The sequence below is a fragment of the Vibrio sp. 1402 genome (assembly GCF_033340275.1).
In genome coordinates, this window is the sequence record NZ_JAWOWE010000013.1 from 73,247 (window position 1) to 96,021 (window position 22,775).

Genomic DNA, 22,775 nt, shown 5'->3' on the forward strand with positions numbered 1-22,775 from the left:
AATAACGGTTACAGAGGCTGTTGACATGTCTGACACTGAATTCCGTCATGGCAAAAAACGTTTTTACGATAACGTAAAATTCCCACGCGGCTTTGCAAAGTCTGGCGATTTTACTCTTTCAGAAGAGGAAATCCTAACAATTTATGGGGATACAATGCTTGGCTTAGAGTCAGGCGAATTAACACCTGAAAACAGCGAAGAGAAACACTTCATCAAGGTGTTAGAAAACCCGGGCAAAGCAAAAACAAAACTTGAGCGTACATGGCTAAAGTACACCCAACTTGCTCGTGGTCGCAAGCGCTTCCATACGCTAAATGGTCGTAACAAGCCTGACGCCACAGAAGAATACATTGAAGAGAGTTTGGTTGAAGACGATTAATAACCAATAACCTACCTAGTTCTCGCCTTTTTCTAGCAGTAGGCGAAAGCTCGTTTGACTTTACTGAGCGAGCAAGACAAGCTCATTTCTTCTCCTAAAGCCCAAGGGGGCATTCTCCCAAGGGCTTTTTTAATATTTGGGTGATGACCGTTTACTTGGCGAGCGTCGCAATCTTTTTCAGAAAGCTCTCTTTCAAATGCTCTTGGTCATATTCCAAGTGATAGGTGTTGTGGAAGCCAATTTTTAGCTCAACACCATTTCCTCTCAAGAAAACGTTGTACCCATCGTAGTCAGAAAACGCTTCTACACCTTCATACATTTTACCAAATTCGGTTGGTGTACCGTTGTTCATCACACATTCGTAAGCCTGTAGTACTTTGCTCGGATCTAACTCATTTTTCATACCGAATTCCTCACTGGTTTACACATTTCAATTATGGTTAAAGAATGAGCGCCATGCCATATCTAACCCATAATATTTGAAGTTCGTGTGCGATTTCGCACTCTGTAGGTTGTTAAAAAACAAGGTTAAGTGCGAAGGCAGAACTTAATTTAGATCATAAATTTTATCTATTGATTCGTCAGTTTCATAATGCAATTTCTTTGTAAAAAATCGTCTTATAAAAGCATTTAGATATAAAAATCGTCGACAAAACCAACATTGGTTAAAGAAAAAGCAAAATTTTGACCTAAAACAATAGCAGTTCGCCACCACTTATTTTATAATGCGAATTAATATTTCAGTACATCGTCAATTCCAATAACTAGGGGCACAAAATGAGACTTATCCCGTTAACTCGAGCAGCACAAGTAGGTAAGTGGGCAGCTGCGCATATCGCTAAGCGTATCAACGACTTTAAACCTACCGCTGAGCGTCCATTCGTTCTGGGTCTACCAACTGGTGGCACTCCTCTAGCAACCTACAAAGCCCTAATCGAGCTTTACCAAGCCGGCGAAGTCAGCTTCAAAAACGTCGTGACTTTTAACATGGATGAGTACATTGGCATCCCTGCGGATCACCCAGAATCTTACCGCTCGTTCATGTACAACAACTTCTTTAATCACATTGATATTCAAGAAGAAAATATCAACCTACTGAACGGTAACACAGACGATCACGACGCAGAATGTAAGCGTTACGAAGACAAAATTAAGTCTTACGGCAAGATCAACCTGTTCATGGGCGGCGTGGGTAACGACGGTCACATCGCGTTCAACGAGCCAGCGTCATCTCTTTCTTCTCGTACTCGCATCAAGACCCTCACTGAAGACACTCGCATTGCGAACTCTCGCTTCTTTGACGGCGATATCAACCAAGTGCCTAAATACGCGCTGACTATCGGTGTTGGTACGCTTCTAGACTCAGAAGAAGTGATGATCTTGGTCACTGGCCATAACAAAGCTCAGGCACTTGAAGCAGCCGTGGAAGGTTGTGTAAACCACCTATGGACAGTTTCTGCTCTTCAACTTCACCCTAAAGCGGTGATCGTATGCGACGAACCAGCTCAACAAGAACTGAAAGTGAAGACAGTGAAGTACTTCTCTGAGCTAGAAGCAGAAAACATCAAAGGCTTTTAACCCATAGGATGGCAGCCTAGAAACACACTAAAAATACAAAACCCGTGTTGAACACGGGTTTTTTCTTATCTGAACAGCGGGCTTAAGTCGTCAATAAGCTTTAATACCAAACTGACGAAGACGCTTAGGAAGCACTTCATCCAACTTGTCTAGTTCACTCGGTTCGACTTCGATAAGATTGAAATGATGCTGCTCATAAACAGTACGAATGGTCTCACGGTCGGCCTGAGCCATCTCCCCATCGTCACTTCCCCAAAATTGCAAATAGACTTTGCCACCTGGCAAGTAAAAATCGCTAGTGACATCTTGGTCAATCGGCAACTGACGCTCATAAGCGTGCACAACACCAGCCAAGTACAGCCAGTTGTCGATGAGCAACTCCCCCTTAGAGCGCACGTAATGCCCATCTAATGTTCGGTGCTTGGCTTCAAATTTTTGGCGAAAGCTTGAGTACGATTTATCCGTAGAATGTGACTCCGCGTCTTGCCCTAAAAACTCAATGACAGACTGCTTAAGACGCTTGTTACGCAGCACCACATCGTGCCATACGACAAAGGTATTTTGTGTTTCTTTATCGGTTCTTTGCTGCCCACCAGCGCGCACACCAGCTTCTGTGACACTCCACCCCTCTTCGGATTTGGTCAACCAACCCAGTTCACTCAAAAGCTGGTTCATGCGCTTCGCATTCAATTTCAGCTTTTCACCCAGTTGTGTCGCGCTCAATGTTTTCCCTGAGCTGGGAGTCAGCTCAATATGTAAGTTGGTCGGCCAGACGATGAACTGGCCAAATTTAGGGTGATCCACATACTCACCGCCAAACTTTGCCCCTTCTTCGGTCAAAATCCACTTTTCATCTTGGCGAACGATGTAGCCTGCACGTTTGAGATCGGCAAACAGCAGCTTAGCTTCTACCTTGCGCATTTTCGCTAATGCCGACGTCGATATTTTTTCAGACATGTGGGTACCTCATGCTGCTGCAAAATTGAACACTATGTCGTCATAGTAACGTATTGATTTCACGGCTTGAAGTCAGGCAAACAAGATTTCGTGTTACAAATAGCAAAGCCAGCGTATAGGTGCTGGCTTTGTTATTTCGGTAAAAAAGCGAATGTTATTTAATAAAAGCGATGCATCCTTGCAAAATCACTAAATTCACAATGTCGATGAAGAATGCACCGACAATTGGAACCACCATAAATGCTTGTGGTGATGGACCATATCGACTCACGATGGAGCCCATATTCATGACCGCAGTCGGTGTAGCACCTAACCCAAAACCGCAGTGTCCGCTAGCGATCACCGCCGCATCGTAGTTGCCTCCCATCATGCGGAATGTTACGTAGTAAGTGAACATCGCCAACACTGCCGACTGAATAGCAAGAATAATAAGGAATGGGATCGCAAGATCGAAAATATTCCACAATTTCAAACTCATCAAGGCCATGGCAAGAAATAGAGATAGTGCAACTGTGCCAAGAATATCAACGGTTTCTAAATCAACCTTGCGCGCCTTCGTCACTTCCATGATGTTAGTGATAACAACACCAATAAACAGCGCATACACAAAATCGGGAATCATTAGCCACTTGATGTCAAAACTGCTTACCCAACTCTCCAGATACTTCGCGCCTGTCACGCAAAGTAAAATGATGGACAAGCTTTCAACGACTCTTTTCGCTGTGACACGATCTTCCTCATGTTCGTTGTACGTCACCAGTTCAGGGAAACTCTGATGACTTTGATTGGTGCGTCCGTATTCCGATTCCAAGTTGTGTTTGTTTAGTAGCTTTTGTGCAACAGGGCTGCCAATAATCCCGCCCATCACCAAGCCAAATGTAGCAGAAGCCATTGCCACCTCTAGAACATTATGCAAACCATACATTTCTTGAAAAGTTTGCGACCACGCAGCTCCAGTTCCATGTCCGCCAGAAAGCGTAATGGATCCGGCGATCAACCCCATGAGTGGATCTAACCCCAACGCTGTTGCTAAGGACACGCCGACCGCATTTTGGATAAGAATGTAGACCGATGCCACAACTAGGAAGATGAAAACCTTCGCACCGCCTTTAATCAGTTGGGTGTAATTTGCCGCTAAGCCAACGGTTGCAAAAAACATCAGCATAAAGACGTTTTGCAGTGGTAAATCAAAGGAAACATCCACACCGTTTAAGTGCATCGTCGTGATTACGCAAGCGACCACTAGACCACCAACAATTGGCTCTGGAATATTAAATTTTTTTAAGGTTGGTAACTTGGTATTGATGAACTGCCCTAAAAACAACACGCAAATTGCGACGAGGAACGACTCCTGTGGGCCGATAGATATTACCTGATTCATGAGACCTCTTTACTCTACTCTTTCTCATTCATTGAGCACGCGCTCAACGTGAGATAGGTGCCTAAGCCAGTCAGATTGCCTCTCGAAACTTTTGTTTTCTAGGCCTCTTTGACCATTGATTCTCATCAAGTAAGAAATAGGCAAACCTAAAATTATGCTAATTATCATTCAGTGAGAATATTCATTTAGAACAGGCGATAAGTGTATTGATGGGAAGAGAAAAACAACACTTCTCAACTTATGAGAAGTAATTAATTTCCATATAAAACAAAACCTCAAAACAACGACCACATAGGTGGATATTTAGAGCGAATGAGACAGGCGGATACACTAGGTTTTAAATTATTACTTTCTCTCTAACGCACTAGGTGTTATACATATATATAACACCATCTCAACCAAGAGATTCACTCATGACTAATTGGCATGATCGCCAACCGATATTTCGACAGTTGGCAGACCAGATCACGCAGCAAATACTGCAAGGTGTCTGGCAAGAAGGCGATGCTCTGCCCTCCGTCCGTAGCATCTCTGCAGATATGAAAATTAACCACCTCACAGTTATGAAAGGCTATCAATTGCTTGTTGATGACGGGCTAGTGGAGAAAAAACGCGGTCAAGGTATGTTTGTCGCTTCAGGAGCAAAGCTCAAATTACTCGCAGACGAGAAGGCACGTTTTCTTCAGCAACAAATTCCACAGATAGCCGACACAATACAGCGTCTGGATATGTCACTCGACGAATTCATTCAACAACTAAAACCACACTTGAAAGGTGACCAATGAGCGCATTAGTCAGTGTAAACAACGTCTCCAAGCAATATCAGCAACAAGGAGAAGCACTGCATGAAGTGAGTTTCGACCTACATGCAGGACAAGTACTTGGCTTACTCGGCCATAATGGCGCAGGTAAATCAACGCTTATTAATGCCCTACTCGGTGCACATGAATATCAGGGCACTATTCGTATCAACGGATTTGAACCCATTATGCAACGCGACAAGATAATGCAGAGCTTATCCTACATCTCGGATGTCAACGTTCTGCCAGATTGGATGACCGTTGCTCAACTGCTTAACTATACCGAGGGCGTGCACTCAGGGTTCAATCGCGCCCAAGCAGATACGCTACTTCGTCAAACGGACATCAAACCTCGTGCGCGTATCAAATCTTTATCCAAAGGGATGAAGGTGCAATTACACCTCGCGATTGTGATCGCGACCAACACCCAAATCCTCATATTGGATGAACCGACACTCGGGTTAGATCTCGTGTATCGCGAGACGTTTTATCGTCACTTATTGGAATGGTTTCACGACGGCGAGCGCGTGTTGATCATCGCCAGTCATGAAGTATCAGAGATTGAGCACTTGCTGACAGATGTTCTGATTCTTAAGCATGGTCGCCCCGTTCTGCAAACCTCGATGGACAGTATCAGTGAAGACTATTTCATTCTTGAAGCCAACGACGAGCACCGCACACAAATTGAAGCGATGAACCCACTCTCGTCACAAAAAGGCCTCGGTTCAACGAAATGGTTACTCAAAGCCCAGTATGCCCAACAAGCAGAAACAATGGGTTCCATCCATGGGGTGAAGTTAGCGGATCTATTTTTAGCATTGCAGAAGGAGGCAGAGTAATGCGTTCAGTTGTCGCGATGTTGCAAAAAGAGTGGTTAGAAAACCCTCTTGTTTTACGTATTCCACTGTTTGTGTTGGCGTGTGGAGTTATTCTCTTTGTGAGTTTGATGAGTAACGACACTCTACAACACAATATGTTTTTCCAAATGAGCTTTGGTGGCGATGTCAGTGACATTCACAAAGAGCTTGGTGATGATGTCAATATGTTGATTACCGGAGGAGCAGGGCTGCTGTCTATCTTGTTAGCCGTTCAGTACTTCCCAAGAACGCTACGCAAAGAACGGGCGGAAGGCAGCATTATGTTTTGGCGCAGTATGCCTGTCAGTGACATAAAAACCCATTTAGTGAAGCTAGGATTTGGCTTATTGGTGATTCCGCTCGTCTGCTCGGTGCTCGTACTCGCTGCAAATTTAATGTTGTGGTTGCTGAACACCTCTACTGATCACCAATTGGCTTTATTGTACCGCCAAGCCTCGTTAGGTTACGTGCTGCTGCATTGGGGAGAGTTTTTAATCAGAATGTTGTTCGCCGGTATTCTGCTGTTACCGCTGGCATTAACTGCGATGGCTATTTCACAAAAAGTGAACTCACCACTGGTCATTTTGTTTATCGCCATTTATGCGCTGCGTTGGATGCCTATCGCACTTTTTGGTTTCTACGGACTAGATCAGTTTTTCTCCGAAGTGCTTTACCTTCCGCTGCACGCCATTATTACACCAAACCCATTCAATGCCATTCCTCAAGCGGGTTGGTTAAACGTCGGCATTTACGCCTTCATTGGTATTCTTGGTTGGACAGCTAGCCTCAAGTTCAGCCGAACTATCCAATAATTTTTCGTTCAATAAACGACCAAACCAAGTCATAAAAAAACGGTCACAACCAGTGTTGTGACCGTTTTTATTTCGCCTCTAGGAGCTCATCCACTTAACTTTAACCAAGGAATGAAATGTAGCCTTGCAAGATAATTAAGTTGACGATGTCGATAAAGAAAGCCCCCACAATTGGCACCACCATAAATGCCTGCGGCGACGGGCCAAATCGGTTAACGATCGAACCCATGTTCATTACGGCTGTTGGGGTTGCACCCAAGCCAAAACCGCAGTGCCCCCCTGCAATAACCGCAGCATCGTAGTTGCTTCCCATCACTTTGAACGTAACATAGTACGTAAAGATAGCTAAGACGACAGACTGCACAGCTAAAATAACCAAGAATGGAATCGCTAGATCGAAGATATTCCATAACTTCAAGCTCATCAGAGCCATCGCTAAGAACAGAGATAGCGATACCGTACCTAACATATCGACCGTTTCGGCATCTAACTTACGAATCTTGGTCACTTCCAAGAAATTCGTAATGATCACACCAATGAATAGCGCATATACGAAGTCTGGAATCATCAGCCATGAGATTTCATACGTGCTTACCCATTGCTCGACATACTTGGCCCCAGTAACACAGATCAGTAGGAAGAAGAGTTTCTCAACCACTTTTTTCGCCGTTACTTTATCTTCTTCGTATTCATTGTAAGTCACCAACTCCGGGAATTTCTCGTGAGTTTTGGCATCTCGACCACCACGACCATACTCAGACTCTATGCTGTTCTTTTCCACCAGACGCTGCGCTACAGGGCTACCAATGATACCGCCGATGATCAAACCAAAAGTCGCTGATGCCATTGCAATTTCTAAGACGTTATCCAATCCATACACGTCTTGAAAGGTTTGTGACCACGCAGCACCTGTACCATGACCACCAGACAGAGTAATCGAGCCAGCAATTAACCCCATCAAAGGATCTAAACCGAGCGCCGCCGCAAGTGAAACGCCAACGCCGTTTTGTATGATGATGTAAAACGATGCGACAGCTAAGAAGATAAAAACCTTCGCACCTCCTTTCATCAACTGAGTGTAATTGGCGGCCAAACCAACTGTCGCAAAAAACATTAACATAAACGTATTTTGTAATGGCAAGTCGAACTCTAAATCGATGCCGTTGAAATGAAGAGCAGTAATCATGCAGGCCACAATAAGGCCACCTACAATCGGCTCAGGTATGTTGAATTTCTTTAAAATCGGTAGCTTAGCATTAATAAAATGCCCCAGGAAAAGCACACTAATTGCGACCAAGAAGGACTCCAGTGCACCTACAGATATTAAATGATTCATATCGCCTCTTATTATTGTTCTCTTCATTCTCCGTAATGAATGAGTGTTAGTTTAACCTTCGTTCAATAGCAAATTTTCTCGCTTTATTGTTTCGAAAATACTCAAAAAGTTGGTGTAGATGCGCCTTAGGCTAGTTTAAGGGGCGCTCCTTAAGCGATGTGTCAGTTTTTACGCTGTTAGCAAGCCCTTAAATGTGAAAGGAGCTGATACAGCTCCTTCAAATGGCCCCTCGCAATACCTGTGCGTTATCGCTTGGGGTGTCGTGTTGTGAGTAAATTCTGGGTGACACTTTCTGAACCACTTAGGGCTCCCTTACTTAAACAGAATGTGTCAATTACTATCAAACAAAGTTCCTTCCCGTTGTAACCGCTAAACGCCGAGAGCGCGTTCAAAACAATTGGGTTTGCCTGTTCCTGTCGTAGCTTTTCAACTCTGGCTCATGGTGTATAAACGAGCCGAATCCAAGGAAACTCTCAGGCTGCAACAAACGTTTTCGTTACAACGGAGCAGGATTATAACATATCGCTGATAATTTTCTTCAATTCAGTGACATTCACCAACCCCATGGTTAAACCTTGCAATGATTAACTGCCTATTATCATTTTCACAGATAAAGATCGAAGCACAGTTACTCAGTAAGCTTCTTAGAAAACGATGCATAGCCAATAACTTCACCGCCGTTCTTATCCAAGAGGTCTTGATAAACGCCCTAGAGAACCAAGCCGCCGAAATATGCGATGTTATCATGATTGCTTTTCGAGACCGATGCCCCGACTTTGGCTGATGAGTACAACCCCAACTATGCATCAGGCAAAAACATGTATAATTTTTTATACAAGTTATTCAATAACAAGAGTCCCACATGAACATTCATTCGCTTTGCCCTGCGCTATTACTCAGCGTCGTCTCATCAGCTACAGCAGCTGAAAGCATTCGTATTCAATATTCTCCCGTAGAGACAACTCATGAAAAAATCGCCCAACAATCGATTCAAAGCAGCGATGTAAACACCATCTTTGTTGAGCTATCTCAGGCCTACTTTCCATTTGATAAAGCTCTCACGCTGGTTTACGGCGGAGAAGATGGTCCAATGTATGATCCTGAGACACACACAATATACGTTCCTTACACTTTTTATTTGGAGTCGCTCAATTACTTCTCCAATAATCAGTATGAAGAACGCTTCGGAAAATCCCCAAAAACAGGGGCGCTAGATACGTTATTGCACACTTTACTTCATGAAGCTGGGCATGCTTACATCGAAGATCAAAGCATCCCTGTTCTCGGAAAAGAAGAAGATGCGGTCGATAATTTTGCCACCATTTTAATGATTGACTTCCTAGAAGATGGCGCAGATATGGCCATTAGCGCCGCCGACATGTTCGCATTCGAATCCGACGACAGACCGGACTACTACGATTTTGGCGAATACATTGACGAACACAGCTTTGATTTGCAGCGTTACTTTTCAACGTTATGTCTGGTGTACGGTAGTGATCCTGAGCAATACAAAGCCTTACTCGATGAAGTAGAAAAAGACTACCTGCGTGATCGCAAAGAGTTCTGCCAATTCAATTACGGCAACATTCGCGACAATTGGCTGCATTACTTGCAAAACAATGAACCAAAAGAAAATTCGCCACGTAAAAGCGATTAGAAAATCTCAAACAAGAAAACCGCAATGACAAAACTCATCATATTTTATGACGGAACCTGCCCGCTTTGTGCCAAAGAGATGAAGGCGCTAAAACAACGCGATGCCAAGCAGCACATCAAAACCGTCGATATCTATAGTGATGCATTCTCAGATTATCCGCAGATCGATCCTGAACAAGCCAACACCATTTTGCACGCCCTCAACGAAAAGGGGGAACTTCTGCTTGGGTTGGACGTGACTCATCGTGCGTGGCAATTAGTTGGTCGCGGTTGGCTCTACGCTCCACTGCGTTGGCTCCTCGTTAAACCTGTTGCTGACTGGCTTTACCTCAAATTCGCAAAGAATAGGTATCGCGTCTCATATTGGTTAACAGGGACTTCTCGTTGCAATAGTGGGTCGTGTTCACGTTAATTGTGATCCCGCTTAAAAATGCTACGACCTTAGTCTAAATTTATAAACTTCCAGTACTTCTGATTGATTAACTCGGTTAATCTCTAAGCATTACAACAATAAGTATTAATAATTTTATCAGGCAAGCTTATTCAGCTTGTCACTTGTAACGCTGCGCCGAGAGAAGGACGTCTCTATGAATCTGACGATCAGAAAACGACTATATATCCTTTCAATAATTCCAATTCTAACCATGGCAATAGGCATGATGTGGTTCACCTATCTACAAACCACAGCCTACAACGAACACGAGATTGAGCAGACTCGAAGTCAAATGATGGAGATGAAAAAAGCCGAGCTCAAAAACTACGTCCAAATGGCGCGCTCCGCCGTCGAACCACTACTCGCTCAAAATGCCCCACTTGAAGAAGCATTGCCTATCTTGAAACAGTTGGAGTTTGGTCAATCCGGCTACATCTTTGGTTATGATTCAAAAGGCGTTCGCGTCGTGGTGGGTAAAAACACCAAAGGCATCGGGGAAAACTTCTATAACTTGCAGGACAAGAAAGGCAATTACCTGATTCAGGATTTGTTAAAAAATGCCAAAACTGGCGAGTTCACGACTTATTACTTCCCGAAACTCGGTCAGAGTGAAGCACTACCGAAACTGAGCTACTCAGTCTTTATTCCTGAATGGGACTTGATGTTGGGAACGGGTTTCTACACGGACGATATCGACGCCATTGTGGCAGACATGGAAAAAGCCGCACACGAAGATCTCAACACCACACTGACGGCAATAGCCCTGTTTTGCGCCTCGATAACAGCGATAGTTGCAGTCTTTGCCGTATTTGTTAACCGCAGCATCATGAAACCTATTGAGCAGTTTGATGCTTCAATTCACTCTTTCGCACAAGGCGATGCAGATTTAACCGCGCGCATGGAAGAATCGAGCGTGCCGGAGTTCACGCAGCTGAGCCGCAACTTCAATATCTTCGTTGAAAGCCTGCAAGGCATCATCAAGAGTGTTAGCCATGTCGGACAAGAAGTGGTTTCAGAGACCAACGAGATGTCACAGCGTGCATCGCAAGTGGACGAGTTAGCTTCAGGTCAACGTGAAGAAACCGAACAGGTCGCTGCGGCAATGACCGAGATGACAGCAACGGCGCACGAGATTTCAAACAACGCTAACCAAGCAGCGCAATCAGCCAGAGACGCCGATGAAAACTCACAACAAGCAAAACACATTGTTGATTCAGCAGCGAACTCTGTCGAAGCGCTCGCTTTAGAAGTGTCAGAAGCCAGCACGGTGATTTCTCGTCTAGAGAGCGATGTACAAAACATTTCTTCTTCGCTAGAAGTGATTCAAGACATCGCTGAGCAAACCAACCTATTGGCACTGAACGCAGCCATTGAAGCAGCCCGTGCAGGCGAACAAGGCCGCGGCTTCGCAGTCGTTGCCGATGAGGTTCGTAAACTGGCGAGTCGCACTCAAGACAGCACAGGTGAAATTCACCAAATGATTGAGCAGTTGAAGTCTGGCTCGGATGCAGCAGTGAAAGCCATGGGTTCAAGCCAAGCGCGCGGTGAAGCAACGGTTGAAGAAGCACGAGCAGCCTCTGCCGCACTGCAAGAAATCCAAGCCGCAATTGCTAACATCATGGACATGAACACGCTGATCGCAACGGCAACCGAAGAGCAAAGCCAAGTTGGCCAAGAGATTTCACAACGTATTGAAGTGATCTCTCAACAAAGCAGCCAATCGGCACACCTTGCCAACCAAAACCGTGCAGGCAGTGGCAACCTTAACCACAAAGCTAACGAGCTGTACGACTTGGTCGGTCGCTTTACGGTTTAACGCTTTCCTCACTCTTACATCATGCATACAGCGACGCCAAAACGTCGCTGTTTTTATTTCTGCTATCCTCATACGACTTAGCTATAATGCCGCCAACTTAGCACCCATAAGGGCAAACCAGATGATTATTATGACCACCAATTTCGGTGATATCGAGATTGAACTGAACCTAGAACGAGCGCCAGTTAGCTCAAAGAACTTCAAAAAATACTGTGAAGATGGCTTCTACAACGGCACCATTTTCCACCGCGTTATCGACGGCTTTATGATCCAAGGTGGCGGTCATACAGAAGACATGGCAGAAAAGCCAACACGCGCCCCTATCGCGAACGAAGCAAACCGTGGTCTAAAGAATCTTGTTGGCACTATCGCAATGGCGCGTACCGATGCTCCGCACTCTGCAACGGCACAGTTCTTCATTAACTTGGAAGACAATGATTTCCTAGACCACACCGCAACTACCAACCTAGGCTGGGGCTACGCCGTGTTTGGTAAAGTGACTGCGGGTATGGATGTCGTAAACCGCATCGCGAAAGTAAAAACGACCTCTAAGCTTGGTCACGATGATGTGCCATGCGATCCAATCATTATCGAGAAAGTGACGATCAGCGAATAAACCCATTCGCCTCTGCAGAGAAATCGTCGCTATAAAACGAAGAAAGCGCCTAACGTCTGATGACTTAGGCGCTTTTTGTTTTTATGACTCAGCCGATTAGTTGGGCTTATAACGAAGTTATTGATAGAAAAGCTCAGCTTTGGCTCCGACTAAATCAAGCTCAGAGCCTTGAAAATCAGCCAGATATTCAGCAACAAGGTTGTACCCAACCCAATACCCCATGTATTTCGGCCAGCGGCTTTCATCGCTGCCAAGAAAGTAAGCGTCGAAGTTGTAATCTAGGCTGGTCAACTTATCTTTCACCTCAGCATAGAAAGGGCGCCAATCTTGATCCTTGATGTTCTCAAACAAGCTCGGAGTGACGCCGCCATTCACCTTACGTTCGAAGTGACAAGCTAACCCTTCCATAATCAGTACATCACCAAGTGCAACGCCACTTTCTCCCGCTCGCATACGGAACAGGTGATGCAACTCATGCGCTAACACCGCAGCTAGTTCTTTCTCAATAACGTTTTTAATATCAGTACGTTGAGTATCAAGCAGAATCTCTACACGATAGGCACTTAAGCAATAGCCACCGATCCCCGTCTGCGGTACGTCATTGCGATCAAACGGGCTAATGGTGAGGTCAATGTAACTCAAATCAAAGTAACTAGAAAGTTGTGAGCTCAGATCATCAAGTTTTTGATGTAAATACTCAGAGATTGGAGACAACTCTCCCGTCGCATTTAACAGGGTTACGCTATAATTCATTTATCTTCCTTGATAACTTGGGTTAAGAGTAGCGAGTTTACAGTGTAAAGAGTGAGCAGTTCTAGCGATTACATCCCTTTGAACAAACTTTGAGATGCACGGCTCACAGCGAGCTTAGTTTCTCCAACGTGAACAAACATTCTTCCAGCAAAGTCTTTGTTTACTTTGCTAATTTTGCACACTTGCACAACGCTTGAACGGTGTACTTGCCAGAACTGTTCTGGGTTAAGCTGCCCTATCAACTCTTTCAACGATGTGCGAATCAAATACTCCTGCACTTTGCCCTGTCCTTGTTGGGCATACACAGAAACGTATTTTTCTTCCGCTTTGAAATACAACACATCAGACGTGGCAATCAGATGAATATCTTTCCCTTGCGTCGCTTTGATCCACTGAAGATATTGCGGCGTTTGTGGCGCAGATAATTGTTGTAACTGTTCTAACAGGCTGCTCATCTGCACATTACTGCTTTCTTTCTCTCGCTTAGCAAGGCGTGCTTTCACTCTTTCACACGTCGTCAGGAGGCGCTCATCCGAGATAGGCTTGAGCAAATAATCGGCGGCATTTTGCTCAAAAGCTTTGATGGCGTAATCATCGTACGCGGTGACAAACACAATCAAAGGTGGATTAGCGAATTGATTGAGTTTTTGCGCTAATGTCATGCCATCCAAAACTGGCATACGAATATCAAGAAACGCGATGTCAGGTTGGCTTTGCTCAATGGCTTGCAACGCTTGTTCACCATCGGCGACTTTGGCTATCACCTCTAGCTCTGGCCACACTTCAGCTAGGCTTTTATCAAGATGACGCCTCAATAGCGGTTCATCATCAGCAATAATGGCAGTAAACCCTGTATTCATTCCTTTCTTCCTTGATTACGATTCCATTGGCCAGCGCAAGCGAACACAAACGCCACCCTGAGCAGACTCACTGATAGAGACCTCTCCTTGCCCTGCGAACAAAGCTTCAACTCGCTGCTTGAGATTACTTAGACCCACGCCAGAGCCCATGTGCCCACTAACGTGATTCAAGCCAACACCTGTGTCTCTGACTTCAATCTTCAAGTTCTGCTGTTCGCGCTTAATGAGCAAGCTGACTTCACCACCTTCTCGCTTTGGCTCAATACCATGGATGATGGCGTTTTCGATTAAGGGTTGAAGCATCATCGGCGGTAGCTCGGTTCTGCCTAATCCCTCTTCCACCTCAATCTTGTAACTGAGTCGGTCACCTAAACGGGTTTGCTGGATGCCTAAGTAAGCCTCAAGTAACGCCGTTTCATTGTCTATGGTGGTGTGTTCTTCGCGTGAGCTTTTTAGCGTTGCTCGCAGCAGTGCGGTTAACTGTTCTAGCATCAGCTTAGCTTTATCGACATCTTGCGACATGAGCGCGCTGATATTCGCCAAGGTATTAAATAGGAAATGTGGTTCAATCTGGCTTTGCATCTGCTTAAGCTGACTCAGCAACAGCGCACGATCTTGCTCTGCTTTCTCGCGTTTGATGGCTTCCAACTCTCGTTGAGCGATTGCATGTTGCTCGCGTGAGTAGAAATAGAAAAAGCACATGGCACTGAATAACAACCCCATGAGACCAACCGACAGCATACTTGAGATACCAAAGTATTCCCCAAGCCAAAGCTGGGCGTTCACCACACCAAACAATAGGCATGCCGTCAGCGAGATAGCCACTTCCGCCAAACGAGGAATGGTAGGAAATAGGCGGTCGACAAGCCATGAGAAGAAAATAGCCGAATAGCCAAATCCAAAGCTAACCGCCACATGAATATAGAATGGACCGCCCCAAACCGAGAGCGTCATTGCTGCGATAAAGAGACAAAATGCCGTGGTCACTAATAAGCTACGCGGCCATCCACTTTTCACCACTGATTTTGCTGAACACATTTAGAATTTCCCTTTGATGTTAAATACAATCATATGCTTATCATTGATTTGTGCGTAAGCAGATTGGTCGTCTCCGGTTAAAAAGCGTGCGGCAACTTCCACTTCTACACTTTGATCGCCGGTATCAATCCATTGGTAGTTAAGCCACTGCGTGACAATCACACCACCATCTTGTGGCGACAGCATCACATCCAACGTAGGGGTTACATCACTTAGCCAGCCCATATCCGCTTCGCCGTTCCATGCAGCCCATGCTTCTACATCCCAACTCCAGTGCAGCATTACGTTATGCTGAACGATATTGGCATGCTGAAACCCTTGGGCGTAGCTTGTCGCAAGTAGAGCGCTGCTAGCCAACAGAGAGTTGTTAGGTTCAGGGATCTGAGAGAGAAACTCTCCACGCTCTATTGCTTGTTGCCATTCGTTTTTCGACCATGCTCGGCTGTCGTACCAATATTCAGCAATCACGTTGTGTCCGGCTTGGTTTGCCCAGTTCAATCCAACTAAGGCTTGGAATGCGCTGCCCTGCTCCTCAACTGAAACGGGTTGGTAAAGGTCATCTTGCTGAAACTGATAGCCGACACTTTGCTTTTGCCACAGCATGGAACCGTGCATGGCGATGGATTCATCCCACACGGCAATGGCACTGGCTCCGAGTAAACCTCGGCGCACATCATCGTAATAACCAATAAGTTGATACTCGGTGTCACCCACCAGCGCATAACGACGAATACCAACACCTTGTTGCTCTGCGTCTTGATCAAGTGCACTTTGGTCTTGTTGCCCCCAGCTTGAATCCGTTGCAATCACCGTCCACTCGCCTGCCATATCGTAGTGTGAAAGTGAAAACACACCCGCACCTTCTTCTGCTACTAAGCCAACAGGATTTTGTCGATAAGGCTTAAACAGATCCAAAGGTCGGTAGCCATAACCCACGCCCCAATCAATGCGCAACTTACCTAAGCTCACATCAAGTGTGGTGTCACCGACTTGCCACTCCCCTAGCCAAGCAAGTTCTCGAATCAGTAGTTGGTTATCAGCTTCACTCCACCAGTCACTCTCTCCTTGTTGGTTGAGGTACAAACCTTGGCTGTACAGAGCGAACAAGCCACTGAAGTTTTGATAGTTCACTTGCACATCCAACAGTGCATTAAGTGAATCACGAGAACTGCCCTGCGCCTGCATAAATGCGCTATCACGCTGCTTGGCAGTTTCGTAACTGACAGCCCAATCCCACTCAAAACTCAGCTCATCATTGGCAAAAACTGGGGCTGCTGCGCCCACACACAACGACGCAGCAATCAACAAACTGGTGCTTTTGTTAAGGTTAGGCTGGTGCGATTTCATGTGACTTCCTTGCTCGTTTTCATGGTTCTATTTAAGGAGTTCAGGCTAAAGCTGAGTCGTATTGGCTTTCGGCAAATAGCTTGGGTTGTAGAACTTGTTGTCCAGCTGCCAAGGCACGATCTCTTGATACTCGATAACGGTCTTTTTGCTCGGCTGAATGCTATCAAGCAAGGTCATCTCACTGACGTAGTCTTCACCTTTGTCAGTTGCACGCCCATATTGCGCTTGCTTGGCGAGTTTGCCAGAGCGCAAGTAAAGATCAGCTTTGATTGGAAACGCATCTTGCTCAGACAACCACAAGTCGATCTTCTGATAGCTCGCCCCTTTGGTTTTCGCGGTTAACGCAAGGTGATAAGCCGCGACACTTTCCCCGTTTACCGAGACAGTTTCTGTCGCTTTCCATTCACCTTGATAATCTTGGCTCCACGTCAAAGTTGAGATGTCGCCGATAGACGCTTCACCAAGCAGCTTCTGCATTGGCGTAATGCGAATCGGACGGCGGCTCTTTGGCATTTGTAGCCAATAGTTGTCGCCCATCATCAACATCTTTTGCCCGGCTTCGACTGCCGATTTGAACACCACCAGCGATTCACGATTTGGGCGCGTGTACACGTGGTAAAGGCGGGTTTTATCTAGTTCTTGGTCTTGATATAAGCGCACCAATGACACCACTTTGGAGGAATCATCTTGCAAGCGGTAGCTGTCGGCTTTTTCAATCAATTGCGCGACTTGCTGTGCATCTAACGCTGTTTCATTCGCACTGGTATTGATGCTTGCAACGCCAGTTACCATCAGCAATGCAATTGGTAATAGTGATTTGAAATTAAACATAAATCAGTGCCTCCGTAATTGGCTTGTTCACCCCTTTGCGTGCCGAGAAAAACGCCGCAACCAAACAAATCATCAATACTGCAAATCCTGCTATAGCTACCAGCTCCCAAGAGAAGTAAATCGTTAATGGGTAACCTTCTGTGCGTCCTGGCGGTGGCGGCATTTGCACATCCACGACCATCAGTAAGACGGTGACTAGCGCCGTAAACAAAGCGCCGATTAAGCTACCAATCACCGCAAGTAACCCTGCTTCGCGCAAGAACCCAGCAATAATTTCGCGAGGGTAGCTACCAAGAGCCGATAAGGTGCCGATTTCACGGGTGCGCTCAGTCACCGACATAGTCATGGTGTTGAACAGCGCAACAAAGACCACCAGCGCCATTACTGCACCCATGATGCCGAAGATACGATCGTACAAATCTTTCACTTTGAGATAGAAGAACGCGCGCTCTTGCCAAGGCGTAATCTCAATATCTTGATCACCAAAGTTCTGTTTTTGCTTACTCAGAACCGAAGCCACTTGTTGCTCGACTTGGTTAGTTAAACTGGTGTCGAACAGGAAGACAGATAACGCACTGACTTTGTCTGAACCGAGCAGCGATTGCGCGCTGTTGATATGCACGTACAGTTGGCGTTTATCAAGCTCAGGCACGCCAGTTGAATAGATACCACGAACTTTGAAGTCATACGCGTTCAATGCGCCGTCGGTAGTGGTCGCCAGCAAGGTAATCCAATCGCCAACGTGCACACTTAGGTTGTTCGCCAAATCAACGCCAAGCATCACTTCTGGCTCTGTAGGGTCATAACGCGATGCATGAATGTCGGACAGCGTTTGCCCTTCGCGCACATCCAAAAACGGTCCTTTCATATCGAATTCACGTTCGTTCACGCCAATGCCGATAAAGATCGATGATTTGTTACCGTTGGAAATCAAACCACTGAACTCAACTCGTGGTTGCACACCTCGCACTTCATTCAACCCAATCAATTGCTTGGTAATGTCGTCTGCATGAGTTAAACCGTTACTCAGTGGCATCTCTTCTTCTTTGGCGAAGTAACCCGGTGTGGTTAACGTCAGATGCCCCGTGTCACGCGCTGTCGATTCTTTCAAACTGTCGTAGGTGTATAGACCAAAACCGCCCGCACTGGTTAAGGCAAACACGGCAATGGCAATGATCAACATCGACAATAAACTGCGACGGCGATTGCGTTGCAGGTTCAACCAAGCAAGGCGAACTGAAACTGGAATTAGCTTGCCCATGAAACCTCCTCCACACTTGCGTGCGTTTGGGTAATTTTGCCGTCCACCAATTCAATGGTGCGATCGCAGCGGGATGCCATACGAGGGTCGTGTGTAGCGACGACAAAAGTGGTGCCTAGCTCGTGTCCGAGCCCTTTCATAATGTCGATGACCTTGTTGGCAGTTTGGCTATCAAGACTTGCGGTTGGCTCATCAGCAATCACCAACGCTGGTTTGTGCACTAACGCACGAGCAATTGCCACACGCTGCTGCTGACCGCCCGACAAGTTATCGGGCATGTGATGAATAAACTCACCCAACCCAACGTGTTCTAGCATTTGTGTGGCGAGCTCGGTTTGTTCTGCTTTTGAAAAGCCGTTGAGATGCAGCGGATAAGCCACGTTCTCTAGCGCCGTCATCACGGGGACAAGATTGAATTTTTGGAACACAAAACCAAGCTTTTCTCGGCGCATTTTCGCCGCATGCATTTGTCCGGTTGGGTATGGGCTGCCTGCAAATGTCACCTGACCTTGGTATTGAGTATCCAGCATGCCAAGCACGTTAAGTAAGGTGCTTTTGCCTGAGCCCGACGGTCCACACAATGCCACCATTTCGCCGGCAAACACTTCACCAGACACATCTCGCAATGCACGCACCGTTTGGCTGCCAAGGGCGTAATCGCGGCTAAGTTGATTAAAAACGATCATGACGCCTCTCTAATATTTCGCTAGCAGCGCTTTCGCGGTTTGCGTTTCTAAATTGCTGTCACCCAACTGCTCCATTTGTGCTAACCATGTTTTGGCTTGTTGAACATCTTCAGCGCGCAGTGCCGCTTCAATGGCGTAGCGATAAATCCAAGACGTTGCGGCGAAAGGTTGCTGGCTAAAACTCGGTTCATCGAGCAGAGAAAGGTACAGCTCGTAGCCACGCTCAAAGTGATTGAACATGTCAGGTAGAGAAGTAAATGTGGTAGCTGCCATAGCGGTGGCTAGTTGGTATTCCGGCAAACCTTGTAAGCGTTGTTGCTCTTGCAGTGGTACTGGCTGATTCGCCATTAGATCCAAACCTTTTTGGATAGTAGCAAGACCGCGCTCGGTGAACTTCATCTTGTTCCAAGGCATAAACGCCTCACGACCTTGCAACGTCTCAGCACTGCCCAAGTAAACCAAGGTCACCGGCGTTGCGCCCTGCTCTTCGAGTTGTTTGGATAGTTCGCCATAAACAGTATCAACTAAGCCAGAGTCACCCTGCGCCGCTTGGTTGAATTGACTGAGTGTGCGCTCGCTTGGGTTAGCCAGAGCCAGATTGCTGCTAAGTGCAAATGTGGCGATAAAGGTACTTGCCAGTTTAAGAGCTTTGATTAAGCGAGATTGAGAAACCATCATGTACTGTCCTTAGTTGAACGTGATTTGATGGTTTCAGATTAAGGGAGAAGATCGCACGCTGCTTTTGCATGCGACCAATGGCAATTATGCGGAGTGAATGGTATTGAGAGAGGATGAATGACATTCACTTAAACAGAAAATACAATTCCGTTCATTCGTAACGCTACATTTTTACGGCAGTCACAATAAAAACACTGGCTTAAAATCTGAGGCTAGTGTATTTATCCATCCCACAACTACCCATAACAGACAGTGCGCACTCTCCTTTCTTACACACCTTTGCATGGTGTCTGTTGTTTCGAAATCGAGATTCTTAGCATCGGAATAGTTTGAACTCTTCGAGTTTTAGTTGTTTTCGCACTCAAAATAGGTGCGTTATTAGGTCGTTGAAAATGAATAAGCGTTATTTCCCAAGAGTTGATTTACCACTGCTCATGGCGATCATTCCGATCATGCTGTTAAGTTCGCTCACTCTCTGGAGTGCCAGTAGCTTTAATGAGGCGATGCTCTTCAAACATTTGGCGCGCTGCGGACTGACATTAGTTTGCATCTTGGTCATGTCCTCGATTCCAGCGTCCAGCTATCAGCGCTCAGCTCCATATCTCTACATTATTGCGGTTGCTCTGCTACTTGCTGTCGCTTTATTTGGTGATAGCACCAATGGCTCTAAACGTTGGCTCGATATCGGCTTCTTCCGCTTTCAACCGTCCGAACTAATCAAACTTTCCATTCCAATCATGATCGCCTGGATGCTTCATATTGAAGGAGGTCGACCAAACATTCGGAAAATTGCGTTTTGCTTACTTATTACAATGATTCCTGCCGGGTTAATCGCGCTACAACCGGATTTAGACGGTGCAGTTTTTACCATCATTTATGCATTGTTCGTTTTGTTTTTGGCTGGCATGAGCTGGAAAATAATCTGCGGGTTTATTGCGAGCATTTTAACGTTAGCACCTATTTTATGGTTCTTCGTTATGGAAACCTATCAAAAGAGCCGTGTAACACAGTTCTTGCACCCTGAGTCCGATCCACTGGGTTCGGGTTACCAAATCATCCAATCTTTGATTGCGATTGGCTCAGGCGGTATGAAAGGCAAAGGTTGGATGAATGCAACGCAGGGAACACTTGGCTTTATTCCAGAAAGTCATACGGACTTTATTTTTTCGACCTATGCAGAAGAGTGGGGCTTTGTTGGCAGTTTAGTCTTACTCGCATTGTACTTGTTTATTACTGCACGCGTTATGTTGCTTGCATGTCAGTCTGACCACTTTTTTAGTCGGCTGGTAAGTGGCGCATTAGCGATGAGCTTTTTTCTGTATGCTTTTATCAATACGGGCATGGTGAGTGGCTTGTTGCCAGTAATGGGTAGCCCACTTCCCTTCTTTAGCTATGGCGGCACGGCGATGCTAACTCAAGGTATCTGTTTTGGTGTAATCATGTCGCTGTGTTATTCCAAATATCGTAACGCATAGCGTTGCTTGAGAAAAAGCGATCAAAAAAGGCTTCCCTAAAGAAGCCTTTTTACAACGATATGAGCGAATTAATTACAGCTCTGCGTTGTGGTAAACCTGCTGAACATCATCACAGTCATCTAGAAGATCTAGGAATTTCTGGAACTTCTCAGCATCTTCACCCGATACAGGCGTATGAGTTTGCGGAACGAATGTGATTTCTTCAACATCGATCGTTAGATCTGGGAATGCACCGTTAAGCGCAGTTTTTGTTTTGAAGAATTCTGTGTGAGGTGCGAATACAGTGATAACACCGTCTTCTAGCTCAACGTCAGTAACGTCTACGTCTTCCATCATTAGCGTTTCTAGGATGATTTCATCATCGTCGCCTTTGAACTGGAATACCGCTTGGTGATCGAACATGTGAGAAACCGAGCCCTCAACACCAATTTTCGCACCGACTTTCACAAAGCATTGGCGTACATCTTGGAAAGTACGGTTGCCGTTGTCTGTTAGACAGTCAACGATAACGCTAGTACCGCCAGGGCCGAAGCCTTCGTAACGTGCTGGAGTGTAGTCTTCACCACCGCCACCGTTCGCTTTGTCGATCGCTTTATCGATAACGTGCGCAGGAACTTGGTCTTTTTTCGCTTTTGCGATCAGGTGTTTCAAAGACAAGTTCATGTCTGGATCACCACCACCGTTTTTCGCGCACATGTAAATTTCTTTACCGTATTTGGAATAAACTTTAATTTTCGCGCCTGCAGTTTTCGCCATAGAGGCTTTGCGCACTTCAAAACTTCTTCCCATCGGGATGTCTCTCTAAATTCAAATTTAATGCGAAGGATTTTAGCAAAAAGCGAAACCTTTTCAATTTCGCTTAGCAAAGGAATAGGGAGGTTACCTCATTCGTCGCATTGGATTGAACCATTGCCACGGTTCGCGTTAAGCGACACCCATTACTCGTTTGTACTTTTCGACCGATTGCTGGAAAAACGCCTTTTCATCAGCATCGTTAATCTTGGACAACTGTTCTTCTATTGCTTCAGGACCAGATTTGGCCTCTCTGAGCTTCCAAACCAAAAACGACGCCTGCTTATCCAGTTCGATTTTGTTTTTTTCGTCAGGCGGCAATAGGGATAGATTAAACGACATTCACAGCCTCAAGGTACTTTAAATACTAGCCGGGCACTATATCACACAGAGTTACAATTACAGAATAGAAACGCACTTAACTTGATCGATT

Annotated in this window: 24 protein-coding genes; 10 read left to right on the plus strand and 14 right to left on the minus strand. The window is 45.7% G+C overall.

Annotation, left to right across the window (positions count from 1 at the left end):
* Positions 1–25 precede the first annotated feature (25 nt).
* A complete protein-coding gene (locus tag R7044_RS20080; RefSeq protein ID WP_005374439.1) occupies positions 26–379 on the plus strand; it encodes a DUF413 domain-containing protein in 354 nt (117 codons plus the stop codon).
* Between the two features lie 151 nt (positions 380–530).
* Here the strand turns inward: R7044_RS20080 and R7044_RS20085 are convergent, their stop codons facing one another.
* On the minus strand, positions 531–782 hold the full coding sequence (locus R7044_RS20085) for a DUF3081 domain-containing protein (RefSeq protein WP_005374440.1): 252 nt from the start codon (positions 780–782) through the stop codon (positions 531–533).
* A 374-nt stretch (positions 783–1,156) separates the two neighbouring features.
* On the opposite strand from R7044_RS20085, the gene nagB reads away from it, so the two are divergent.
* Positions 1,157–1,957: a glucosamine-6-phosphate deaminase gene (gene nagB / locus R7044_RS20090; protein ID WP_005374441.1), complete on the plus strand. Its 801-nt coding sequence runs from the start codon at positions 1,157–1,159 to the stop codon at positions 1,955–1,957.
* A gap of 90 nt (positions 1,958–2,047) precedes the next feature.
* On the opposite strand, the gene R7044_RS20095 is transcribed toward nagB, so the two are convergent.
* Together R7044_RS20095 and gltS (R7044_RS20100) are read right to left on the minus strand one after the other, a co-directional pair.
* Positions 2,048–2,914 (minus strand): hypothetical protein, encoded by an 867-nt coding sequence (locus R7044_RS20095; RefSeq protein WP_005374442.1) that lies wholly within the window; start codon positions 2,912–2,914, stop codon positions 2,048–2,050.
* Between the two features lie 154 nt (positions 2,915–3,068).
* Positions 3,069–4,295 (minus strand): sodium/glutamate symporter, encoded by a 1,227-nt coding sequence (gene gltS, locus R7044_RS20100; protein WP_025768732.1) that lies wholly within the window; start codon positions 4,293–4,295, stop codon positions 3,069–3,071.
* Between the two features lie 413 nt (positions 4,296–4,708).
* On the opposite strand from gltS (R7044_RS20100), the gene R7044_RS20105 reads away from it, so the two are divergent.
* Genes R7044_RS20105 through R7044_RS20115 form a run of 3 tightly spaced genes read left to right on the plus strand, consistent with a single transcriptional unit; the run spans position 4,709 to position 6,764 of the window.
* A complete protein-coding gene (locus tag R7044_RS20105) occupies positions 4,709–5,080 on the plus strand; it encodes a GntR family transcriptional regulator (protein ID WP_005374444.1) in 372 nt (123 codons plus the stop codon).
* Positions 5,077–5,934, plus strand: a complete 858-nt coding sequence (locus tag R7044_RS20110) for an ABC transporter ATP-binding protein (protein WP_225455774.1) — start codon at positions 5,077–5,079, stop codon at positions 5,932–5,934. The genes R7044_RS20105 and R7044_RS20110 overlap by 4 nt, the downstream gene beginning before the upstream one ends.
* Entirely contained in the window at positions 5,934–6,764 is an 831-nt protein-coding gene (locus R7044_RS20115) for a hypothetical protein (protein WP_225455775.1), read from the plus strand. The genes R7044_RS20110 and R7044_RS20115 overlap by 1 nt, the downstream gene beginning before the upstream one ends.
* Positions 6,765–6,864: 100 nt before the next feature.
* Here R7044_RS20115 and gltS (R7044_RS20120) read toward each other — a convergent pair whose 3' ends face one another.
* Positions 6,865–8,100: a sodium/glutamate symporter gene (gene gltS / locus R7044_RS20120; protein WP_005374448.1), complete on the minus strand. Its 1,236-nt coding sequence runs from the start codon at positions 8,098–8,100 to the stop codon at positions 6,865–6,867.
* Between the two features lie 862 nt (positions 8,101–8,962).
* Between gltS (R7044_RS20120) and R7044_RS20125 the strand changes: the two genes are divergently transcribed.
* The 4 genes from R7044_RS20125 (at position 8,963) to R7044_RS20140 (ending at position 12,621) form a co-directional block, all read left to right on the plus strand.
* Positions 8,963–9,757, plus strand: coding sequence for a DUF4344 domain-containing metallopeptidase (locus R7044_RS20125; RefSeq protein ID WP_225455776.1), 795 nt, complete (start codon positions 8,963–8,965; stop codon positions 9,755–9,757).
* 24 nt (positions 9,758–9,781) lie between these two features.
* Positions 9,782–10,168: a thiol-disulfide oxidoreductase DCC family protein gene (locus R7044_RS20130; RefSeq protein WP_225455777.1), complete on the plus strand. Its 387-nt coding sequence runs from the start codon at positions 9,782–9,784 to the stop codon at positions 10,166–10,168.
* A 175-nt stretch (positions 10,169–10,343) separates the two neighbouring features.
* The gene (locus R7044_RS20135; RefSeq protein WP_225455778.1) at positions 10,344–12,005 is read left to right on the plus strand and encodes a methyl-accepting chemotaxis protein; all 1,662 of its coding nucleotides are present in this window, start codon (positions 10,344–10,346) and stop codon (positions 12,003–12,005) included.
* A 121-nt stretch (positions 12,006–12,126) separates the two neighbouring features.
* Positions 12,127–12,621, plus strand: coding sequence for a peptidylprolyl isomerase (locus R7044_RS20140; protein WP_020195057.1), 495 nt, complete (start codon positions 12,127–12,129; stop codon positions 12,619–12,621).
* A gap of 117 nt (positions 12,622–12,738) precedes the next feature.
* Here R7044_RS20140 and R7044_RS20145 read toward each other — a convergent pair whose 3' ends face one another.
* From R7044_RS20145 to R7044_RS20180, 8 genes are all read right to left on the minus strand, one after another.
* On the minus strand, positions 12,739–13,374 hold the full coding sequence (locus R7044_RS20145) for a DUF2268 domain-containing putative Zn-dependent protease (RefSeq protein WP_064376349.1): 636 nt from the start codon (positions 13,372–13,374) through the stop codon (positions 12,739–12,741).
* A gap of 68 nt (positions 13,375–13,442) precedes the next feature.
* Entirely contained in the window at positions 13,443–14,234 is a 792-nt protein-coding gene (locus R7044_RS20150) for a LytR/AlgR family response regulator transcription factor (RefSeq protein ID WP_064376348.1), read from the minus strand.
* A gap of 15 nt (positions 14,235–14,249) precedes the next feature.
* The gene (locus R7044_RS20155) at positions 14,250–15,272 is read right to left on the minus strand and encodes a sensor histidine kinase (protein WP_045406506.1); all 1,023 of its coding nucleotides are present in this window, start codon (positions 15,270–15,272) and stop codon (positions 14,250–14,252) included.
* Entirely contained in the window at positions 15,273–16,619 is a 1,347-nt protein-coding gene (locus tag R7044_RS20160; RefSeq protein WP_064376347.1) for a hypothetical protein, read from the minus strand.
* A gap of 45 nt (positions 16,620–16,664) precedes the next feature.
* Positions 16,665–17,450 (minus strand): outer membrane lipoprotein-sorting protein, encoded by a 786-nt coding sequence (locus tag R7044_RS20165; RefSeq protein ID WP_064376346.1) that lies wholly within the window; start codon positions 17,448–17,450, stop codon positions 16,665–16,667.
* Positions 17,443–18,711 carry an ABC transporter permease gene (locus R7044_RS20170; protein ID WP_033907234.1) on the minus strand — a complete coding sequence of 423 codons (1,269 nt, stop codon included), beginning with the start codon at positions 18,709–18,711 and terminating at the stop codon, positions 17,443–17,445. The genes R7044_RS20165 and R7044_RS20170 overlap by 8 nt, the downstream gene beginning before the upstream one ends.
* The gene (locus R7044_RS20175; protein ID WP_033907236.1) at positions 18,699–19,397 is read right to left on the minus strand and encodes an ABC transporter ATP-binding protein; all 699 of its coding nucleotides are present in this window, start codon (positions 19,395–19,397) and stop codon (positions 18,699–18,701) included. The genes R7044_RS20170 and R7044_RS20175 overlap by 13 nt, the downstream gene beginning before the upstream one ends.
* A 9-nt stretch (positions 19,398–19,406) precedes the next feature.
* Complete coding sequence (locus tag R7044_RS20180; protein ID WP_033907237.1) at positions 19,407–20,075, minus strand: hypothetical protein; 669 nt, start codon at positions 20,073–20,075, stop codon at positions 19,407–19,409.
* 392 nt (positions 20,076–20,467) lie between these two features.
* On the opposite strand from R7044_RS20180, the gene rodA reads away from it, so the two are divergent.
* Complete coding sequence (rodA, locus tag R7044_RS20185; protein WP_064376345.1) at positions 20,468–21,550, plus strand: rod shape-determining protein RodA; 1,083 nt, start codon at positions 20,468–20,470, stop codon at positions 21,548–21,550.
* A gap of 72 nt (positions 21,551–21,622) precedes the next feature.
* Here rodA and R7044_RS20190 read toward each other — a convergent pair whose 3' ends face one another.
* Together R7044_RS20190 and R7044_RS20195 are read right to left on the minus strand one after the other, a co-directional pair.
* Positions 21,623–22,339, minus strand: coding sequence for a YebC/PmpR family DNA-binding transcriptional regulator (locus tag R7044_RS20190; protein ID WP_005374482.1), 717 nt, complete (start codon positions 22,337–22,339; stop codon positions 21,623–21,625).
* 135 nt (positions 22,340–22,474) lie between these two features.
* A complete protein-coding gene (locus tag R7044_RS20195) occupies positions 22,475–22,684 on the minus strand; it encodes a DUF3283 family protein (protein WP_005374484.1) in 210 nt (69 codons plus the stop codon).
* Between the last annotated feature and the right edge of the window lie 91 nt (positions 22,685–22,775).

What these genes read in the sequence shown, in the direction of transcription:
- R7044_RS20080 (WP_005374439.1), top strand. Translation starts at nt 26, where the DNA reads ATGTCTGACACTGAATTCCGTCATGGCAAAAAACGTTTTTACGATAAC.
- R7044_RS20085 (WP_005374440.1), bottom strand. Translation starts at nt 782, where the DNA reads ATGAAAAATGAGTTAGATCCGAGCAAAGTACTACAGGCTTACGAATGT.
- nagB (WP_005374441.1), top strand. Translation starts at nt 1,157, where the DNA reads ATGAGACTTATCCCGTTAACTCGAGCAGCACAAGTAGGTAAGTGGGCA.
- R7044_RS20095 (WP_005374442.1), bottom strand. Translation starts at nt 2,914, where the DNA reads ATGTCTGAAAAAATATCGACGTCGGCATTAGCGAAAATGCGCAAGGTA.
- gltS (WP_025768732.1), bottom strand. Translation starts at nt 4,295, where the DNA reads ATGAATCAGGTAATATCTATCGGCCCACAGGAGTCGTTCCTCGTCGCA.
- R7044_RS20105 (WP_005374444.1), top strand. Translation starts at nt 4,709, where the DNA reads ATGACTAATTGGCATGATCGCCAACCGATATTTCGACAGTTGGCAGAC.
- R7044_RS20110 (WP_225455774.1), top strand. Translation starts at nt 5,077, where the DNA reads ATGAGCGCATTAGTCAGTGTAAACAACGTCTCCAAGCAATATCAGCAA.
- R7044_RS20115 (WP_225455775.1), top strand. Translation starts at nt 5,934, where the DNA reads ATGCGTTCAGTTGTCGCGATGTTGCAAAAAGAGTGGTTAGAAAACCCT.
- gltS (WP_005374448.1), bottom strand. Translation starts at nt 8,100, where the DNA reads ATGAATCATTTAATATCTGTAGGTGCACTGGAGTCCTTCTTGGTCGCA.
- R7044_RS20125 (WP_225455776.1), top strand. Translation starts at nt 8,963, where the DNA reads ATGAACATTCATTCGCTTTGCCCTGCGCTATTACTCAGCGTCGTCTCA.
- R7044_RS20130 (WP_225455777.1), top strand. Translation starts at nt 9,782, where the DNA reads ATGACAAAACTCATCATATTTTATGACGGAACCTGCCCGCTTTGTGCC.
- R7044_RS20135 (WP_225455778.1), top strand. Translation starts at nt 10,344, where the DNA reads ATGAATCTGACGATCAGAAAACGACTATATATCCTTTCAATAATTCCA.
- R7044_RS20140 (WP_020195057.1), top strand. Translation starts at nt 12,127, where the DNA reads ATGATTATTATGACCACCAATTTCGGTGATATCGAGATTGAACTGAAC.
- R7044_RS20145 (WP_064376349.1), bottom strand. Translation starts at nt 13,374, where the DNA reads ATGAATTATAGCGTAACCCTGTTAAATGCGACGGGAGAGTTGTCTCCA.
- R7044_RS20150 (WP_064376348.1), bottom strand. Translation starts at nt 14,234, where the DNA reads ATGAATACAGGGTTTACTGCCATTATTGCTGATGATGAACCGCTATTG.
- R7044_RS20155 (WP_045406506.1), bottom strand. Translation starts at nt 15,272, where the DNA reads ATGTGTTCAGCAAAATCAGTGGTGAAAAGTGGATGGCCGCGTAGCTTA.
- R7044_RS20160 (WP_064376347.1), bottom strand. Translation starts at nt 16,619, where the DNA reads ATGAAATCGCACCAGCCTAACCTTAACAAAAGCACCAGTTTGTTGATT.
- R7044_RS20165 (WP_064376346.1), bottom strand. Translation starts at nt 17,450, where the DNA reads ATGTTTAATTTCAAATCACTATTACCAATTGCATTGCTGATGGTAACT.
- R7044_RS20170 (WP_033907234.1), bottom strand. Translation starts at nt 18,711, where the DNA reads ATGGGCAAGCTAATTCCAGTTTCAGTTCGCCTTGCTTGGTTGAACCTG.
- R7044_RS20175 (WP_033907236.1), bottom strand. Translation starts at nt 19,397, where the DNA reads ATGATCGTTTTTAATCAACTTAGCCGCGATTACGCCCTTGGCAGCCAA.
- R7044_RS20180 (WP_033907237.1), bottom strand. Translation starts at nt 20,075, where the DNA reads ATGATGGTTTCTCAATCTCGCTTAATCAAAGCTCTTAAACTGGCAAGT.
- rodA (WP_064376345.1), top strand. Translation starts at nt 20,468, where the DNA reads ATGAATAAGCGTTATTTCCCAAGAGTTGATTTACCACTGCTCATGGCG.
- R7044_RS20190 (WP_005374482.1), bottom strand. Translation starts at nt 22,339, where the DNA reads ATGGGAAGAAGTTTTGAAGTGCGCAAAGCCTCTATGGCGAAAACTGCA.
- R7044_RS20195 (WP_005374484.1), bottom strand. Translation starts at nt 22,684, where the DNA reads ATGTCGTTTAATCTATCCCTATTGCCGCCTGACGAAAAAAACAAAATC.